19 protein-coding genes and 1 other RNA gene are annotated in these 16,819 nt (G+C 68.5%); 10 read left to right on the top strand and 10 right to left on the bottom strand.

Annotated elements, in window-relative coordinates; all coding sequences use genetic code 11:
• Positions 1–3 precede the first annotated feature (3 nt).
• Complete coding sequence (locus FPZ12_RS05285; protein ID WP_144746276.1) at positions 4–804, top strand: glutamate ABC transporter substrate-binding protein; 801 nt, start codon at positions 4–6, stop codon at positions 802–804.
• Complete coding sequence (gene hrpB, locus FPZ12_RS05280) at positions 801–3,188, top strand: ATP-dependent helicase HrpB (protein ID WP_144746212.1); 2,388 nt, start codon at positions 801–803, stop codon at positions 3,186–3,188. Before FPZ12_RS05285 ends, hrpB begins: the two co-directional genes overlap by 4 nt.
• Here hrpB and FPZ12_RS05275 read toward each other — a convergent pair.
• The gene (locus tag FPZ12_RS05275; protein ID WP_144746214.1) at positions 3,169–3,882 is read right to left on the bottom strand and encodes a dienelactone hydrolase family protein; all 714 of its coding nucleotides are present in this window, start codon (positions 3,880–3,882) and stop codon (positions 3,169–3,171) included. The genes hrpB and FPZ12_RS05275 overlap by 20 nt on opposite strands.
• Positions 3,883–3,916: 34 nt before the next feature.
• On the opposite strand from FPZ12_RS05275, the gene FPZ12_RS05270 reads away from it, so the two are divergent.
• Both FPZ12_RS05270 and FPZ12_RS05265 read left to right on the top strand, forming a co-directional pair.
• Positions 3,917–4,123 carry a hypothetical protein gene (locus FPZ12_RS05270; protein WP_144746216.1) on the top strand — a complete coding sequence of 69 codons (207 nt, stop codon included), beginning with the start codon at positions 3,917–3,919 and terminating at the stop codon, positions 4,121–4,123.
• Positions 4,124–4,729, top strand: coding sequence for a hypothetical protein (locus FPZ12_RS05265; protein ID WP_144746218.1), 606 nt, complete (start codon positions 4,124–4,126; stop codon positions 4,727–4,729).
• Between the two features lie 165 nt (positions 4,730–4,894).
• Here FPZ12_RS05265 and FPZ12_RS05260 read toward each other — a convergent pair whose 3' ends face one another.
• The 5 genes from FPZ12_RS05260 to ssrA all read right to left on the bottom strand — a co-directional run bounded on the left by FPZ12_RS05260 (position 4,895) and on the right by ssrA (position 9,074).
• A complete protein-coding gene (locus tag FPZ12_RS05260) occupies positions 4,895–5,119 on the bottom strand; it encodes a hypothetical protein (protein WP_144746220.1) in 225 nt (74 codons plus the stop codon).
• 10 nt (positions 5,120–5,129) lie between these two features.
• Positions 5,130–6,254: an inorganic phosphate transporter gene (locus tag FPZ12_RS05255; protein WP_144746222.1), complete on the bottom strand. Its 1,125-nt coding sequence runs from the start codon at positions 6,252–6,254 to the stop codon at positions 5,130–5,132.
• Between the two features lie 203 nt (positions 6,255–6,457).
• The gene (gene hutH / locus FPZ12_RS05250) at positions 6,458–7,981 is read right to left on the bottom strand and encodes a histidine ammonia-lyase (RefSeq protein WP_144746224.1); all 1,524 of its coding nucleotides are present in this window, start codon (positions 7,979–7,981) and stop codon (positions 6,458–6,460) included.
• A gap of 185 nt (positions 7,982–8,166) precedes the next feature.
• Entirely contained in the window at positions 8,167–8,379 is a 213-nt protein-coding gene (locus FPZ12_RS05245) for a hypothetical protein (protein ID WP_144746226.1), read from the bottom strand.
• 323 nt (positions 8,380–8,702) lie between these two features.
• Positions 8,703–9,074, bottom strand: a transfer-messenger RNA (tmRNA) gene (ssrA, locus tag FPZ12_RS05240).
• A gap of 159 nt (positions 9,075–9,233) precedes the next feature.
• Between ssrA and FPZ12_RS05235 the strand changes: the two genes are divergently transcribed.
• From FPZ12_RS05235 to FPZ12_RS05225, 3 genes are read left to right on the top strand one after another with little or no spacing between them, the layout of a single operon-like run.
• Positions 9,234–9,926 (top strand): sensor domain-containing protein, encoded by a 693-nt coding sequence (locus FPZ12_RS05235; RefSeq protein ID WP_144746234.1) that lies wholly within the window; start codon positions 9,234–9,236, stop codon positions 9,924–9,926.
• Positions 9,926–11,068 (top strand): sensor histidine kinase, encoded by a 1,143-nt coding sequence (locus tag FPZ12_RS05230; protein ID WP_243769689.1) that lies wholly within the window; start codon positions 9,926–9,928, stop codon positions 11,066–11,068. The genes FPZ12_RS05235 and FPZ12_RS05230 overlap by 1 nt, the downstream gene beginning before the upstream one ends.
• 52 nt (positions 11,069–11,120) lie before the next feature.
• The gene (locus FPZ12_RS05225) at positions 11,121–11,765 is read left to right on the top strand and encodes a response regulator transcription factor (RefSeq protein WP_144746236.1); all 645 of its coding nucleotides are present in this window, start codon (positions 11,121–11,123) and stop codon (positions 11,763–11,765) included.
• 129 nt (positions 11,766–11,894) lie between these two features.
• Here the strand turns inward: FPZ12_RS05225 and FPZ12_RS05220 are convergent, their stop codons facing one another.
• Positions 11,895–12,266 (bottom strand): cupin domain-containing protein, encoded by a 372-nt coding sequence (locus FPZ12_RS05220; protein WP_144746238.1) that lies wholly within the window; start codon positions 12,264–12,266, stop codon positions 11,895–11,897.
• 95 nt (positions 12,267–12,361) lie between these two features.
• Between FPZ12_RS05220 and FPZ12_RS05215 the strand changes: the two genes are divergently transcribed.
• From FPZ12_RS05215 to FPZ12_RS05205, 3 genes are all read left to right on the top strand, one after another.
• Positions 12,362–12,817 carry a MarR family winged helix-turn-helix transcriptional regulator gene (locus FPZ12_RS05215; RefSeq protein ID WP_243769679.1) on the top strand — a complete coding sequence of 152 codons (456 nt, stop codon included), beginning with the start codon at positions 12,362–12,364 and terminating at the stop codon, positions 12,815–12,817.
• 89 nt (positions 12,818–12,906) lie between these two features.
• Positions 12,907–13,122 (top strand): hypothetical protein, encoded by a 216-nt coding sequence (locus tag FPZ12_RS05210; protein WP_144746242.1) that lies wholly within the window; start codon positions 12,907–12,909, stop codon positions 13,120–13,122.
• Between the two features lie 99 nt (positions 13,123–13,221).
• Positions 13,222–14,502, top strand: coding sequence for an acyltransferase family protein (locus FPZ12_RS05205; RefSeq protein ID WP_144746244.1), 1,281 nt, complete (start codon positions 13,222–13,224; stop codon positions 14,500–14,502).
• Here the strand turns inward: FPZ12_RS05205 and FPZ12_RS05200 are convergent.
• Genes FPZ12_RS05200 through ftsX form a run of 3 tightly spaced genes read right to left on the bottom strand, consistent with a single transcriptional unit; the run spans position 14,492 to position 16,783 of the window.
• Entirely contained in the window at positions 14,492–15,388 is an 897-nt protein-coding gene (locus FPZ12_RS05200; protein WP_144746246.1) for an amidohydrolase family protein, read from the bottom strand. The two genes, FPZ12_RS05205 and FPZ12_RS05200, sit on opposite strands and share 11 nt — an antisense overlap.
• Before the next feature lie 2 nt (positions 15,389–15,390).
• Complete coding sequence (gene smpB / locus FPZ12_RS05195; RefSeq protein ID WP_144746248.1) at positions 15,391–15,867, bottom strand: SsrA-binding protein SmpB; 477 nt, start codon at positions 15,865–15,867, stop codon at positions 15,391–15,393.
• Positions 15,868–15,886: 19 nt separating this feature from the next.
• Positions 15,887–16,783: a permease-like cell division protein FtsX gene (ftsX, locus tag FPZ12_RS05190; RefSeq protein ID WP_144746250.1), complete on the bottom strand. Its 897-nt coding sequence runs from the start codon at positions 16,781–16,783 to the stop codon at positions 15,887–15,889.
• Positions 16,784–16,819: the final 36 nt, after the last annotated feature.

Genomic DNA, 16,819 nt, shown 5'->3' with positions numbered 1-16,819 from the left:
GTGATGGTCGTGCTGGCCCTGCTCGGGGCGCTGACAGCGTGTTCGGGGCACGATCCCGACACCCTTCTCGGCCGCGCCGACGCGGGCGAGCTCACCATCGGAATCCGCTTCGACCAGCCAGGACTCGCCGAGCACACGCTCGATGGGCGGTTCGTCGGGTTCGACGTGGAGGTCGCGCAGTACGTCGCGGGACAGCTCGGCGTGAAGCCTTCGGAGATCACCTGGAAGGAAACCACCTCCGCCACGCGCGAGACCGACCTCACGTCCGGCCGCGTCGATCTGGTCGTCGCCACCTACTCCATCACCGACAAACGCAAGCAGCAGATCTCCTTCGCCGGGCCCTACTTCGAGACCGGCCAGGACCTGCTCGTGCGCAAGACCGACGACACCATCACGGGCCCGGAGAAGCTCAACGGCCGCAGGCTCTGTTCGGTCACCGGCTCCACCCCGGCGCAGGAGGTCAAGGACCGGTTCGCTTCGGCCGTGGAGCTGGTGGAATACCCCCGGTATCCGGACTGCGTCACGGCGTTGCTCGCCGGGCAGGTGGACGCGGTGACGACCGACGGCGTCATCCTCGCCGGGTACGTCACGGAGAACCCGGAGCTGCTGAAGGTGGTCGGCAAGCCGTTCACCACCGAGCGCTACGGGATCGGCCTGCGGCAGCACGATTCGGGCGGGCAGGCCGCGCTGGACGACGCGATCCAGAAGATGATCTCCTCCGGTACCTGGCTGGATTCCTTGCGCCGCAACATCGGGCCGTCGGGCTACCCGCTGCCGGCTCCGCCTACCGTGACGGAGCGATGAACCTTCCCGACCTGCCCGTCCGCGCGGTACTCGGCGAGCTGACCACGGCCCTGCGCGAGCACGGAGCCGCGGTGCTCGTCGCCCCGCCGGGTACCGGCAAGACGACGCTTGTCCCGCTGGCGCTGGCCGAGGAAGCGGCCGGACGTGTCGTGGTCGCCGAACCTCGCCGGCTGGCCGCGCGCGCCGCCGCGGCGAGAATGGCTTCACTGCTGGGAGAACCGGTCGGCGAGACGGTGGGTTATTCGGTGCGGGGCGACCGGAAGGTCTCGGCCCGCACCAAGATCGAGGTGGTCACGTCGGGTTTGCTGGTGCGGCGGCTGCAAAACGAGCCCGAACTGCCGGGCGTGAGCACGGTGCTGCTGGACGAATGCCATGAGCGGCATCTGGATGCGGACCTGTTGCTGGCATTGCTGCTGGACGTCCGCGCCGGGCTCCGGGACGATCTGCGGCTGCTGGCCACTTCCGCCACCGTCGCCTCGGAGAAGTTGTCCCGACTGCTCGCGGCGCCGGTGGTCACGGCGCATGCGCGCACGTTCCCGGTGGACGTCGACTACGTGCCGCCCACGCGCGGCGAACGGATCGAGGCGACGGTGGCACGGGCCATCCACACCGCACTGTCTGAAGTGGACGGTGATGTGCTGGCTTTCCTTCCCGGTGTCGGCGAAATCGGCCGGGTCTCGTCGATGTTGGACGATGTCGACGTGGTGCCGCTGCACGGACGGCTTCCCGCCTCACGCCAGGATGCGGCGCTCCGGCCGGGGTCGCGGCAGCGGGTGGTGCTGGCCACTTCGGTCGCGGAGTCGAGCCTCACGGTCCCCGGTGTGCGGGCCGTCGTGGATTCCGGTCTGGCACGGGTGCCGCGGGTGGACCACAAGCGGGGGCTGCCGGGGCTGGCGACGGTGAAGGTGTCCGCCGCGGTGGCGGAACAACGGGCCGGGCGCGCGGGCCGTGAGGCGGCTGGGCGCGCTTTTCGTTGCTGGGCAAGGCATGAGCAGGTGAGCCTCCCGGCGTATCCGGAGCCCGAGATCCGCACGGCGGAGCTCTCGCGGCTGGCGCTGGAGCTCGCGTGCTGGTCCACTCCGGACGGTTCCGGGCTGTCGTGGTGGGATCCGCCGCCCGAGGGACCGTTGGCCGCGGGACGCGAACTGTTGAACACGCTGGAAGCCGTCGAAGGCGGGCAAATCACCGGCCGGGGCCGGAAAATGGCGGCGCTGGGCCTGCACCCGCGGCTGGCGCGGGCTTTGCTGGACGGGGCCGCCGAGGTGGGGCCACGCTCGGCCGCGGAAGTCGTTGCCGTGCTGGACAATGGCGGCCAGCTCACCGATGTCGAGGCCGAACTGCGCCGGCTTCGGTCCGCCAAAGACGAACGCTGGCGCGCCGAGGTGCGGCGGCTCGCGCGCCTGGTGCCCGACGCGCCAGAGGCTCCCGACCCCGCGCTCGTGGTCGCGCTGGCGTATCCGGAAAGGCTCGCCCGGAGAAGGGAAAAGGGTTCGCCGGTCTATCTCATGGCGGGCGGCACAGCGGCGGAGCTGCCGAGCGGCAGCGGCCTCGGCGACGTGGAGTGGCTGGCCGTCGCGGAGGCAACGCGGGCGCCGGGCCGCGCGCACGGCGTCATCCGCCTCGCGGCGCGCGCCGACGCGGAGCTGGCCCTGCGGGCGGCGCCGAACCTCGTGTCGGAGACGGACGAGGTGGCGTGGTCCGACGGTGACGTCGTGGCCAGGTCGGTGCGAAAGCTGGGCGCGATCGTCCTGTCCGAACGCCCCCTCCGCACCCCCTCCCCAGCCCTGTTGGAGCAAACGTTCATTGCTGCCTTGCGCCAGGAAGGCCTGCGGATTCTGCCGTGGACGGAGGACGCCGAGCGCCTGCGCGAACGGCTCGCCTTCCTGCACCGCGTACTCGGCCCGCCGTGGCCGGACGTGAGCGATGAAGCTTTGCTAGCGTCCCCGCGCGACTGGCTGCCCGAACTGGCCACCGCCCGCCGCCGCGCCGATTTGGAGCAAATACACCTTGCTCCCGCGCTGCGGCGATTGTTGCCCTGGCCTGCGGCTTCCCGGCTCGACGAGCTGGCGCCCGAGCGGATCGAGGTGCCGTCGGGGTCGCGGATCCGCGTGGACTACGGCTCGGACGAACCGGTGCTGGCCGTGAAGCTGCAGGAGACTTTCGGCTGGCTGGAGACGCCGCGGGTGGCGGGGGTGCCGGTCGTGTTGCACCTGCTCTCCCCCGCCGGACGGCCCGCGGCGGTCACCAGCGACCTGCGCTCGTTCTGGCAGAACGGTTACGCCTCCGTGCGCGCCGAACTGCGCGGCCGCTACCCGAAGCACCCGTGGCCCGACGACCCGCTCACGGCGGTCGCGACCAAGCGGACTAAGCGGTCGTCGCCTTGACGAACTCGAGCACCTGCGGCCAGGAAACGGCGTAGGCGTCCGCGTTCACCGGGTTGCCGTGGCGCTTGCTGTCGCTGAATCCGTGCTCCGCCTCCGGGTATACGTGCACGATGCTCGCGCCGGACGGACGGGATTGCAGTGCGTTCTGCAAGCGCTCGAAGCTTTCCCGCGGGACGAGGGTGTCCTTGCCCGGGTACAGCATCATCGTCGGCGCGGTGATGCGCGCGGTGTGCTCGACGGCGTCGACGGTGTGGTTCGGGGCCGGGGTGCCGGGGACGGTCGGGTGGTAGGCAACCACGTTGGACAGTCGCTTGTCGCGCCCACCGAGAAGCAGGGCGAACCGGCCGCCGAGGCACCAGCCGATGACGCCGGCCTTGGTGCAGCCGAGCTCGCCGAGGAGGTGGTCGAGCAGGTGACGCTGCTCACCGAGGCAGGTTTCGTCGTCGAGTTCGCGCATGCGCGCGGACAGTCCCTCGTGAGAGGCGTCGTCGCTGCTCACACCGTGGAAGGGGTCCCAAACCAACGCGGTGACCCCGGCCCTCGCGATGTCCTCGGCGAATTCGCGGACCCTGGCACCGATACCGGTGATCATGGGCAGCAGGAGCATGCCTCCGGTGGAGCCGCCCGCGGGCCGGGCGAGGTGGGCGCCGAGTTCGCCGATGGTGATCTTCGCTGTCTCGATCTGCGCAGTCATGCGAAAAACCGTAGTGAGATGAGATGATCGCGCGATGAGCGACCGCAGTTTGGCCGGACAGCTCGGGACTTTGCCCGAGGGGATCGAGGAATTGCCGGAGGAGCACCGGCAGGATCTGGCGGACGCGGTTCGCGACGCGCGGCGGCGGCAGGCTTCGGCGCTGGCCAAGGCGGGTAACGACGCCCTGCGGTATGTCCCGGCGCTGCTGCGGCCCGCCATCCGGAAGGCCGTGGGGCTCTAGATGGCGAACGACGCGGAAATCCGGAAACTCGCCAGGGTGCTCGGTGCGCCGCCCGAACGGTTCGCTTATCTGCGGGACGTGCCGCCGGACGATCTCCGCCGGTTCCGGGAACAGGTGACGAGCGCGCTGTTCGACGCGCATCTCGGTGTGCTGGAACGGATGGCGGGCGCGAGCAAGCTGCTGCCGAGTCCGCTGCTGGCGAAAATGGCGGAGCGGGTGTTCGGCCCGCTGCTGTCGGCGCGCATCGCGGGCCTGGTTGAGGTGTCGCGCGGGGTCGACATCTCGAAACGCCTTTCGCCCGCCTTCCTCGCCGACGTCGCCGCGGAACTGGACCCGCGCCGCGCGTCGGGGATCATCGCCGGGATCCCGCGCCCGGTCGTGTCGGCGGTGGCGAAGGAACTGGCACGCCGCGAAGACTGGATCACCATCGCGCGGTTCGTCGACCACCTGCCCGACAGCACCATCAAGGCCAGCATCGACGTCGTGCCGGACCACGCGCTCCCGCAGGTCGCCGCGATGCTCGATGACCCCGCGCGCATCGCCGACATCGCGCGGCTGCTCCCGCCGCACCGCCTCGCCGCACTCCGCGACGACCTGGCCGGCTAACCCACCTGACCTGTGGAAAGAAGCAAGGGATGTTTGCTACGGAGCTGCCGTGGCGAACATCCCTGCCCCCGGATTGGAGCAAACGTCCCTTGCTTCCAAGGCCCATCGGTACCGAAGCAAACGCACCTTGCTCCGCCCTGGGAGCAAGGTGCGTTTGCTCCAGATCTACTTGGCGACGATGAGGTAGATGCCGTAGCCGACGACGGCCACGCACACCGCGAAGCACGCGATCGCGCCCGTGAACGGGCCACCGCCGCTGGTGCCTCCCTCGCGCGCCGTGGCCCGCGCGGCGAGACCGCGTACGCCGACGGCGAACAGGCCGGTCACCACGACCACCGCGACCAGGGAGATCAGGAATACGCTGCCGAGAGCAGCCCAGTCGATTTTCATCAGGGCCTCCTCACGCCGCCACGGCCGCGGGCTGCGGCTCGCTCTCGTTGACGTTCGCGTGCGTCACCGGGTGCCGCCGCGACCATAGGTAGATCACCACACCGACGACCACACCGACGATGCCGACCAGCACCGTGCCGATGCTGCCCTGGCTGGAAACCTCGGACGCGATCGCGCCGACGACGGCCGCCGCGGGCAGCGTCAGCAGCCACGCGATCACCATCCGGCCCGCGACGCCCCAGCGCACTTCGGCCAGTTTCCGCCCGACACCGGAGCCGATGATCCCGCCCGAGCACACGTGCGTGGTCGACAGCGCGAACCCGAGGTGCGACGACGCGAGGATGGTCGCCGCGGCCGAGGTCTCCGCCGCAAACCCTTGCGGCGTCTGGATTTCAGTGATCTTCTTGCCCATGGTCTGGATGATCCGCCAGCCACCGAAGTACGTGCCTGCCGCGATCGCGGCGCCGGCGCTGAGGATCACCCACAGCGGCGGGGACGAACCCGCCGCGAGCGAACCGGACGAGATCAGCACCAGCGTGATCACGCCCATCGTCTTCTGCGCGTCGTTGGTGCCGTGCGCGAGCGAGACCAGCGAAGCGGACAACGCCTGCGCCGTCTTGAACGACTTCGAAACCGTGTCCTGCCGCGCGGAAGCCGTGATCCGGTAGACCAGGAACGTGCCGACCAACGCCACCACCCCGGCGACGATCGGCGAAGCCAATGCGGGAATCAGGATTTTTTCGACCACCGCGGCGAAGTGCACCGCGTCCGCGCCGGACGCGATCCAGGTCGCGCCGATCAGCCCGCCGAACAACGCGTGCGAAGAGCTCGACGGCAGGCCGAACAGCCAGGTCAGCAGATTCCAGATGATGGCGCCGATCAATCCGGCGAACACCACGACGGGAGTCACCTTGGTGTCGTCGACGATCCCGCCGGAGATCGTCTTGGCCACCTCGATCGAGAGGAACGCGCCGACCAGGTTCAACACCGCCGAGATCGCCACCGCCACTCTCGGCTTCAGCGCGCCCGTCGCGATGGACGTCGCCATGGCGTTCGCGGTGTCGTGAAATCCGTTGGTGAAATCGAAGGCCAACGCGGCAATGACGACCACGATGACGATCAGCGAGGGGTCCACCTCTAGCCCTTCTCAAGGGAATTGAACAACTGAAACCACGCTACCGAGAGCGGCAATCACCCTGGTTGAACTCCCCATGAATTCAGGGTTTCCACAATTCTTGATTGCTTAAGCGAATTAGCCGGCCCGCATCGGTGTCGTTCTCCGTCCACGGCGGATTCGCCTACTACGCGCCAAATCGTCCACATCGGACGACGTACCACTCAGGCGTCAGCCAGTGCTCCCAGAATGCGCCCGGAGCGCACGAGTTCTTCCACCGCAGCGATTTCCGGCGCGAGATGCCGGTCCGGCCCAGGCCCGCCCACGCGTTCGCGAACGAGATCACGCACCGCGGCGGTGACCGGCGCGGGGCGCAGCGGCGCGCGGAAGTCCAGGGCCCGCGCCGCCGAAAGCAGCTCGATCGAAAGCACTGTCGTCAGCCCGTCCACGGCCCGGCACAGCTTGCGCGCGGCCGACCAGCCCATCGAGACGTGGTCCTCCTGCATGGCGCTGCTCGGTATCGAATCCACCGACGACGGCACGGCCAGCCGCTTCAACTCGCTGACGACCGCAGCCTGCGTGTACTGCGCGATCATGTATCCCGAATCGACACCGGGATCGTCGGCGAGGAAGGCCGGCAGCCCGTGCGAGCGCGTGATGTCGAGCATCCGGTCGGTCCGGCGCTCGGCGATGCTCGCGACGTCCGCGGTGGGAATGGCCAGGAAGTCCAGTACATAGGCGACCGGAGCGCCGTGGAAGTTCCCGTTGGACTCGACACGTCCGTCCGGCAGCACGACGGGGTTGTCGATCGCCGAAGCCAGTTCCCGGTCGGCGACGAGCTCGCCGTGGCCGACCGTGTCCCTGGCCGCACCGTGCACCTGGGGCGCGCACCGGAGCGAATACGCATCCTGCACCCGGGTGCAGTCGGGGCCGCGATGGCTGGCGACGATCTCCGAGCCCTGCAACGCCGCGAACATCCGCCGCGCCGACACCGCCTGCCCCGGATGCGGCCGCAATCCCTGCAGGTCAGCAGCGAATGCCCGGTCGGTCGCTAGCAAAGCTTCAACGCTCATCGCACCCGTCAGGTCCGCGGTGTCCAGCAGCCGGTGCAGATCGGCCAGCGCGAGCACCAGCATCCCGAGCATCCCGTCGGTGCCGTTGGTGAGCGCGAGGCCCTCCTTCTCCGCGAGCGTCACGGGCTTCAGCCCGGCCGCCCGCAGCGCGTCGGCCGCCGGCTTGCGAACGGTTCCGTCGAAGACTTCCCCTTCCCCCATCAACGCGAGCGCGACGGCGGCAAGTGGCGCGAGATCGCCGGAGCAGCCCAAGGAGCCGTACTCGGGCACGACGGGCACGATGCCCGCATTGAGCAGGCCGGCGAGCGCTATTGCCGTCTCCGGGCGCACGCCGGTGTAGCCGGAGGCCAAAGTGCGCAACCTCAGGAACATCAAGGCCCGCACGACTTCCGGCTCCACGGCCGGCCCCGCACCCGCCGCGTGAGAGCGGATCAGGGAACGCTGCAAAGCCGTTCGCCGATCCGGCGGGATGTGCCTGATCGCCAATGCCCCGAACCCGGTGGACACCCCGTACGTCGGATCTTCGGCGTCCGCCAGGGCATCGACGTGCTGCCGCGTCAGGGCCAGCTTCTTGAGCACCGGCTCGCTCAGCTCGACCCCGGCGGCTCCGCGCGCGACCGCCACCACCTGGTCCCTGGTCACCGGTCGCGAATCGAGCCGCACAGTCCACACCATGCGCTCATTGCACTCCGCGGAGCCGGTCACCGCAGGAGACCTTCGAACGGTTCTGTCTGATATCCGAGACAGGTGGCCTGGAGCAGCTTTCCCGCCTCGCGGAGCCGACTTCCGCCCCGGCGAAGAGCAAGGGACGTTTGCTTCGGCTCGTGGGCCGTGACCGGTGCGGATCGGGGCCGTTCGCGTCAGAGTTGAGCTTGTTTGCCCTGCTCCGCGTGCAGACCGAGCATCTCGAGCAGTTCGGCGCATTCGGTGGCGCTGCTCGAATGCCCGGCGACGGTGCGGACCGCCTTGCTCTCCTGAACGTCCCGGAGGACCTTCTCCTCCGCGCGCACCCCGGCGAGCCAACCCCGTTCGAGGGCCTCGTCGGAGCTGCTTGCACGGCTTACCCGGGCCATCTGGCACCTTCTTCCGGCTTCGCATGGCGACGGTTGTCCGCCGCGCACGAACTCAGCATCGCAGCCCCGGGTGACCCAGTCCACCCTTGCTGCGCTCCGTCACGCCCCCGCAACCAGCCCGTATCCGGCAGCCGGCCCCACTGGTCCAATCCACCAAAACTTTGATCGTCCACAATGCACACCCCGTACCGTCGAACTCGCCCCGCCCGATAGGGGGTCCAGGGGGCTCGCCCCCTGGCGGGGGCTTGGGGGTCCGACCCCCAAACAAGGACCGACACACGAAAACCGGCGAGCGCTCACCGCGAGCACTCGCCGGCCATTTCGGGTGGAGGTGCCGGGAATTGAACCCGGGTCCTCTGGCGCCTCACCAAGACTTCTCCGTGCGCAGTTCGCTATGCCTCTACTCGGCCCCATCGGTCACGCGAACAAGCCGATGTGGCGGGCCCAGCCGCTGTGGTTTTCCCATCCGGACCCCGCGGCCGGGTCCGGTAGGTGAGCCTCCTAGCTGATGCCGGCTACCGGGGCGGAGGCGCCCCCGGGCCGACAGACACGCGCTCGCTCAGGCGGCGAGGGCGTAGTCAGCGCGACTATTCGTCTTGGCGCTTATTTTAGTGCGATGACGCTTACGGTGGTCTCTCGCCTGCACCGGCACGCTTCTCTTGACTCAACGTCCAAAGTCGAAACCGTTCACCCCCTTGTTGGTGTTTCGTCAAGTCTAACGCGTGCGGCAACCGAGTTCATTCCCCGCCGCCGGTAGGGCTCTCCCTACCTTGGAAACGCCCGCGTTCCCCCTGGTAGTCCGGGGTGCGCCGAGGCGATGCTGGTCGGGTATCCGGCGGAGGAAGGACCTGATCATGGCGTCGGCGGTGCTCGAACGAGACGAAACCCGGCCCCGGCCACCGGTCGGCGGCTCTCTGCTGTATCTGCTGCTCAACCTGCCGCTGGGCATCGCGGCTTTCGTGTTCGTCGTCACGTTCACGTCGGTCGGCCTCGGCACAGTGATCATCTGGGCCGGCCTGCCGGTGCTGGCGCTGCTCTTCCTGGGCAGCCGGGCGGCGGCGCGCGGCGAACGCGCCCGTGTGCACGGGATGCTCCGGACCTATGTGGCGTCGCCGTACCGGCCGCTGCCGGCGACGGGACAGCGTGCGCGCTGGCGTGCGCGGTTGCTGGACCCCGCGAGCTGGCGGGACCTCGGCTATCTGGTTCTGCTGTTCCCGCTGGGCATCGCGGAGTTCACGATCATGGTGACGGCCTGGTCGAGCGGGCTGGCCTTGGCCGGTTTGCCTTTCTACTACCGCTATCTGCCCGACGGCGCGTATTTCTTCCCCGGCTACGACGAACGCTGGATCGTCGTCGACTCTCCGGTCAAGGCGTTGCCGTGGGCCGCGCTGGGATTGTTCGTGCTGGCGCTGGCGTTCGTGCTGACCCGCGCGCTGGGTAGCGCCCACGCGAGGATCGCGAGGTTCATCCTGGGGCCAGGGCCGTTCGCGAAACGGCTGGCGGAAGCCGATGAAGCCACCCCGGCCGCGGTTCACTCGGTGGCATGATGAGTGACATGGCCGAGGAGCGGGCGCCGCTCGAACAGCCGCGACCCCGGGCCGTGCGCACCATCACCTACCTGATCACGGGGTTCGTACTCCGGCTGGTCGAGTTCGTGCTGATCGTGACGTTGCTGGCGGTCGGGATCGGCACCGTCGTGATCTGGGTCGGCATCCCGCTGCTGATGCTCACGACGAGCATGGTGCGCGGTTTCGGCGACCTGGAACGCCGCTTCGCGAGGCGCATGCTCGACACCCCGCTCCCCGACGCCGACCGCCTGCCGACCGAGGGACCTTTGCTTCGACGGTGGCGGTATCGGCTGGTCGATCCCACGACATGGCGCGATCTCGGTTTCCTGCTGTTGTCGTTCCCGCTGGCGGTCGCCGAGGGCGCGATCGGGCTGGCGTCGATCATCCTGCTGCCGATGGCGATCTGGGTGGCGCCGTGGATCGGCTGGATGCACGGTTCGCTCGCGATCGCTTTGCTGGGCCCGAACAAGGCCGAGCGGCTCGCGGTGAAGGCGCAGCACCTGCAGGCGTCGAGGGCCCGTGGCGTGGACGCCGCCGAGGCCGAACGCCGTCGTATAGAACGGGATCTGCACGACGGCGCGCAGCAACGCCTCGTCGCCGTCGCGATGAGCCTTGGCCGCGCGAAGAACAAGATGAAGACGGGTGATCCGGAAGGCGTCCGCGCATTGATCGACGAGGCGCACGCGGACGCGAAACTGGCCGTGTCGGAGTTGCGGGATCTGGCCCGCGGGATCTACCCGGCGGTGCTCGGCGATCGTGGTCTGGACGCCGCGTTGTCCGCGCAGGCGGCGAAATCGCCGATCCCGGTCGAGGTGCGGGTGGAGGTCGAACCGCGCCCGCCTGCCGCGGTCGAGACCACCGCGTACTTCATCGTCGGCGAGACTTTGGCCAATGTCGCCAAGCATTCCGGCGCCACCGAAGCCGGGGTGAAAGTGTGGCGCACGGACGAAAAAGTGATCGTCGAGATCACCGACAACGGCCGCGGCGGGGCGGAGTTGCGCCCGGGCGGTGGCCTCGCCGGCCTGGCGGACCGCGCGGCGACGATCGACGGCGTGATCACGGTGGTCAGTCCCTCCGGTGGCCCGACGGTCATCCGGGCCGACCTGCCGTGTCAGTGGTGAGCCCGGCCGTGAGTGAATAGCCCTCGACTAACTCACGGACTGGGGAGCGGGCATGCGGGTTGTGATCGCGGAGGATGCCGTCCTGCTGCGGGCCGGGGTGCAGCGGCTGCTGGCGGACGAGGGCATCGAAACCGTGGCGGCCGTGGACAACGGCGATGATCTGGTGCAGGCGGCGGTGACGCACCGGCCGGATCTGGCGATCGTGGACGTGCGGATGCCGCCCACCTTCACCGACGAAGGCCTGCGCGCCGCGCTGGGCGCGCGCCAGGCGGTACCGGGCCTGCCGGTGCTGGTTCTTTCGCAGTATGTCGAGGAAAGCTATGCGGTCGAACTGCTCTCCGGCGGGGCCGGCGGTGTCGGTTACCTGCTCAAGGAGCGGGTGGCCGATGTCGCCGAATTCCTCGACGCGGTACAGCGGGTCGCCCGCGGCGGCACCGCGATCGACCCGGAGGTGATCGCGCAGTTGATGGCACGTGGCCGCAAGAACCCGCTCGACTCACTGACCGCGCGCGAATCCGAGGTGCTGGGCCTGATGGCGCAAGGCCTGTCCAACACGGCGATCGGAGCCACGCTGGTGGTCTCGCAGGGCGCCGTGGAAAAGCACATCGGCAACATCTTCGCGAAACTCGGCCTCGAGGCCAGTTCCGAGGAACACCGGCGGGTCCGCGCCGTCCTCACCTACCTCGGCCGCACCTGAGGAGCAAGGTGCGTTTGCTCCAATGCCGCCCCTCACCTGCCCGCGGGGAGCAAGGAACGTTTGCTACGCCCCGGCCCGCCGCACCTGCCGCGCGAGCCGAGCCGTAGCAAACATTCATTGCTCTCCCGGTCACTGGGCCCAGGGCGGCACGATGGTCTTTCCCTTGATCGTGCCGAGGATTCCTTTCGACGTGCAGACGACGAGCCTCGCCAACGAGCTGCCCGGGTTGGACAGGCGTAGCGACCCACCAGGCGGAACGATGACGGCGTCTCCGACCGCGACGTCGGGCACGGTGTCGCCGACCTCGAATCGCACTTCGCCCGCCTGAAGCACGAAGACCTCTTCGCAGCTCACAGTGTGTCTTTCGCCTGTAGCGCCTGGGGGCATTTCGAGCGTCCACACCGCCAACTCGGTTGAGCCGCGGCTGGGCACGGCGAGCGGGCGGAACACGAAGCCGAAGTTCTCGAACCGGGGAGCGTCGGCGAGCGAGGCGACTGTCATGGAAACCTCCAAAGTAGTCAAGCAACTTGACGAGAAATACAGTAAAGACGCCTGACCAACTAGTCAAGCAGCTTGACCAATGGGAAGAGTTGTCGATGAGCGAACTACCGGGACTCCTCGCGCTGACGTTCCGCGCCGTCATAGATCAGCTTCACGAGAACCTGGCGGCGGAAGGCTTCAGCGACGTACGTCCCGCGCACGCCTTCACCTTCCAGTACCTGTCCCATCGCCCCGAAGGCGTGACCGCGGTCGAACTGGGAGAACACCTCGGCATGACCAAGCAGGCCGCGGTCCAGCTCATCGACGAGCTCACCCAACGCGGCTACGTAGAGCGACGACCACATCCGACCGACCGCCGCAGCCGCCTGATCAGGCTCACCCAGCGCGGTTGGTTCTGCATCGAACGCATGGTGTTCTGGTCAGCGGAAATCGAGCGCCACTGGGCGGGGCTGATCGGCGCCGACCAGTTGGACCAGCTCCAAAACGGACTGCGCGAGTTCGTCCGGGACACGGCCACGCGCCGGCCTGTGACACTTCGTCCCGTGTGGTGAACTCTCACCCGATCTGAGGGCGGCAAACGGCCGAGAGCTCACCTACCATAGGCGGACGTCAGCACCCCGAGCTTTTCCCGGAGGGACACATGACCGAGGTAAGCGTCCGCTTCTTCGGCGGTCCCCTGGACGGACGAGTGCAGGCGCTCGGCGATTCCGAGCCGGTGCGCGGCAGCGTCATGCGGCACGTGCACCTGCACGACGGCCCCAAGATCGAGACGCACTACCGGCTCGGTTACACGCCCGAAAACGGCTGGGAATACCGGCTGTGCGGGCTCGCGACCCCGGAGGTCGACGAGGTCTGAGTAGGGCACGCCCTACCAGCACTCCCCCGCTGAACCCCACGATCAAGACGGCGGCTGGCACGGCTGCCCGAAAGGCCTTGCCGGACCAGGCTTGTGGCCATGCCAACAAGCCTGTCCGAGCGGCAGTCACGGGACAAATTCCTCGACGTGGTCCGAGCCGGAGCCATCCTCGCGGTGATCGGCCAGCACTGGCTGATGCCGGTTTTGAGCTACCACAACGGTTTTCTCACCACCGGCAACGCATTGACCACCCCGGGCTGGGCGATCTTCACGTGGCTGTCCAACGTGATGCCGCTCGTGTTCTTCGCCGGCGGCGCAGCAAATCTCATCTCGCTGCGGCGCGCGCCGTCGGCCCGCGCGTGGCTCGCCGCGCGCATCGGCAGGCTCATGCTTCCCGTGCTCCCGCTGGCCGCGGTCTGGCTGGGCGTACCCGGTCTCTTGCGCGGCTTCGGTGTTCCAGAGCAGCCGCTCCATGTCGCGGGCGCGATCGCCGGGCAGTTGCTGTGGTTCCTCGGGGTGTATTTGCTCCTGATCCTCGCGACACCGCTCATGGTCGCCGCGCACCGGCGATTCGGTATCGCCGTCCCGCTGACGCTCGCCGGGCTGGCCGCGCTGGTCGACTTCGCGCGCTTCGACGGCATGCCCATGATCGGCTATGCCAACGCGATCTTCGTATGGATGGCCGTGCACCAGCTCGGGTTCCATTACACCGAAGGCAAGCTCGGCGCAATCGGCAGTTCCGGAGCAATGAAGCTTTGCTTCGGCGGGTTCGGGGTGACGGCCTTGCTGGTGGCTTTCGGCCCCTACCCGACCAGCATGATCGGGATGCCGGGCGCCGCGGTGTCGAACATGAGCCCGCCGACCGCCGTCCTGTTGTCGCTCGCAGTCGGACAGATCGGCCTCGTGCTGGCACTGCGCCCCAGGCTGGCCGCGCTCGCGGACCGGCCGGGAACGGGCTCGGCGCTGCGCTGGATCGGCGCGCGTTTCATGAGCGTGTACCTGTGGCATATGCCCGCGCTGGTCGTCATCACCGGCGTGAGCGTGATCGGTTTCGGTTACGCTACACCGGAACCCGGCACCGCACGCTGGCTCGCGGCCGCGCCACTGTGGATCGCCAGCGCGGGGGCCGTCCTTTTCGGGCTGCTGCGCATCTTCGGTCGCTTCGAGACAACGGGACACTCGGGCGTTTCCGGCGCTTCCACGACACGTCTCGCCGTTGCCGCGGTGACCGGCTCCGTCGGATTGCTCGGATTCGCCGCCCGCGGCTTCACCACTCCCCCGGACGGCACCCTGCTCGACGGCCCGGTCCCCTGGGCCTGCCTCGTGCTGGTGAGCGTTCTCCTTGCCGGCAAACGGGTTCCGGCTCCGGTCAGAGGTTGAGCAGCTTCGCCGGAGTGTCGTGCAGGACGAGCCGCAGGAACGCTTCGCCGAGTCGATCGTCGGCCGCCCAGCCGGCGATCGCCCGCAACTGCGCCGAATAGGGGTACGGGATGTTCGGGAAATCGGTGCCGAACGCGATCCGGTCGGCGATGTCGGCCACCCTGCCCACCCAGTCCGCCGGGCTCGGCATCAGTTTCTCGGTGAACGGCACGCCGACCATCGTCGTGTCGAGGTACGTCCGGGGATACCGGTGCACCAGTTCGAGCGCGTCCTCGTAGTCGGGCATCCCGGCGTGCGCGAGCACCGCGGTGAGGCGCGGATGCCGCGTCAGGACCTCGCCGAAAACGTCGAGCCCCGTGTACGGCCCCCGCTCGGGCCCGTGCCCCGCGTGCACTACCACCGGGACCCCGGCCTCCGCGATCGCACCCCACACCGGGCTCAACAGCTCGTCACGCGGATCGTACGCACCCACTTGCACGTGCGCCTTGAAGCAACGGACCCCCGCTCGCAGCGCGGATTCCACATAGGATCCCGCGGCCGGTTCCGGGTAGAACGTCGCCGTCGGCACCGCCGCCGGCACCCGGCCGGCGAAATCGGCCAGCCAGCCGTTGAGCCACTCCGCCATCCCGGGCTTGTGCGGGTACGCCAGCGGCGCGAACCGCAGCACTCCGAAGGACTCGAGCGTCGCGAGCCGCTCGGCCTCCGACGTGCGATACCAGACCGGCCAGGCCGCGCCGAGCCGTTCCTCGACCGCGTCGAAGTAGGCCCAGACCTTGGTCATCATCCGGTCCGGGAGGAAATGCAGGTGCAGGTCGACCAGGCCGTCGAGGCCCAGCCCTCGAACCCACGACGCGATGTCCTCGTCGCGCTCCGGGCCGGCCTCCACGATCAGCGACGCCCCTTCAGCGCGCGGCCCATCGCCCGGGTCATCTCGCGCTGGGCGTCCCGCTTGGCCAGGTCCTGCCGCTTGTCGTAGGACTTCTTGCCCTTCGCCAGCGCGAGCTCGACCTTGACCTTGCCGTCCTTGAAGTACATCGACAGCGGCACCAGCGAAAGGCCGCTTTCCTTCGTCTTCCCGATCAGCTTCTCGATCTCACCGCGGTGCAGCAGCAGCTTGCGGTGCCGCCGCGCCTCGTGGTTGGTCCAGGTGCCGTGCTCGTACTCCGGGATGTGCAGGTTGCGCAGCCACACCTCGCCGTCGTCCACCGTGGCGAACGCGTCCGCCAGCGAGGCACGCCCGACGCGCAGGCTCTTCACCTCGGTGCCCATCAGCGCGATACCGGCCTCGTAGGTGTCCATGATCGAGTAGTCGTGCCGCGCACGGCGGTTCGACACGATCACCTTCTGGCCACGTTCCTTGGGCATAGTTCCAGGTTAGTACGGGTCAATGCCGGACATACAAGCGCAATGTCACGTAGCCGGTGGTCGCCGAGATGATGATCGACGTCAGCAGCAGCCACGGCGAGATCACGATGATGTCCAGTACTTCTATGTGCGGGATCACCCCTGAGGCGACGCCGAGGATCTTGTCGAGGAAGGTGTACTTCAACCCGATCAGCCCGAGTATCGCCAGCACCGAGCCGACGATGCCGGTCATCACCGCCTCCAGCAGGAATGGCAGCTGGGTATACCAGCGGGTGGCGCCGACCAGCCGCATGATGCCCACTTCGGTCCGCCGCGTGAACGCCGAAATCTGCACGGTGTTCGAGATCAGCAGCAGGGCGGCGAGCGCCTGCACGAGCGCGATGACGAAGGTGCCGTCCCGGACAGCCCCGAGCACGCCGAAGAAGCGGTTCAGGAACTGCTGCTGGTCCTCGACCCGGTCCACGCCGGGCCGGGTGCCGTACTGCTGCTGGACGATCTCGCTGCGGCTCGGGTCGTGCAGCTTGATCTGCAGCGACGCCGGGAGTGCCTCCGGCCGCGCGGACTGCACCAGGATCGGGTTGTCCTGGAAGATCTTCTTGAACCGGGCGTAGGCCTGGTCGCGGTTCTCGAACACCACCGACTCGACGGCCGGGTTGTTCTGGATGTCCTGGCGCAGGCTGCGGCACGGGTCCTGCGAGCAGTCCTTGTCGTTCGAGCTGACGTCCTGAGTCAGGTAGATCGAGACCTCGACGTCGGCCATGTAGTCGACCTGCATCTTGTCGATCGTCCGCACGATCAGCAGACCACCGCCGAGCATGCCGAGGGACACCGCGGTGGTGATGATCATGGCGATGGTCATCGTGACGTTCCGGCGTAAGCCGGTGAAGACCTCGCTGAAGACGAAACTTGCGCGCATCGGGGAACGGTCCTTGGGTCGGGGGCGGAGCGGGGC

The organism is Amycolatopsis acidicola, assembly GCF_007713735.2.
GTDB lineage: Bacteria > Actinomycetota > Actinomycetes > Mycobacteriales > Pseudonocardiaceae > Amycolatopsis_E > Amycolatopsis_E acidicola.
This window is presented reverse-complemented; position numbering and strand designations above follow the sequence as displayed.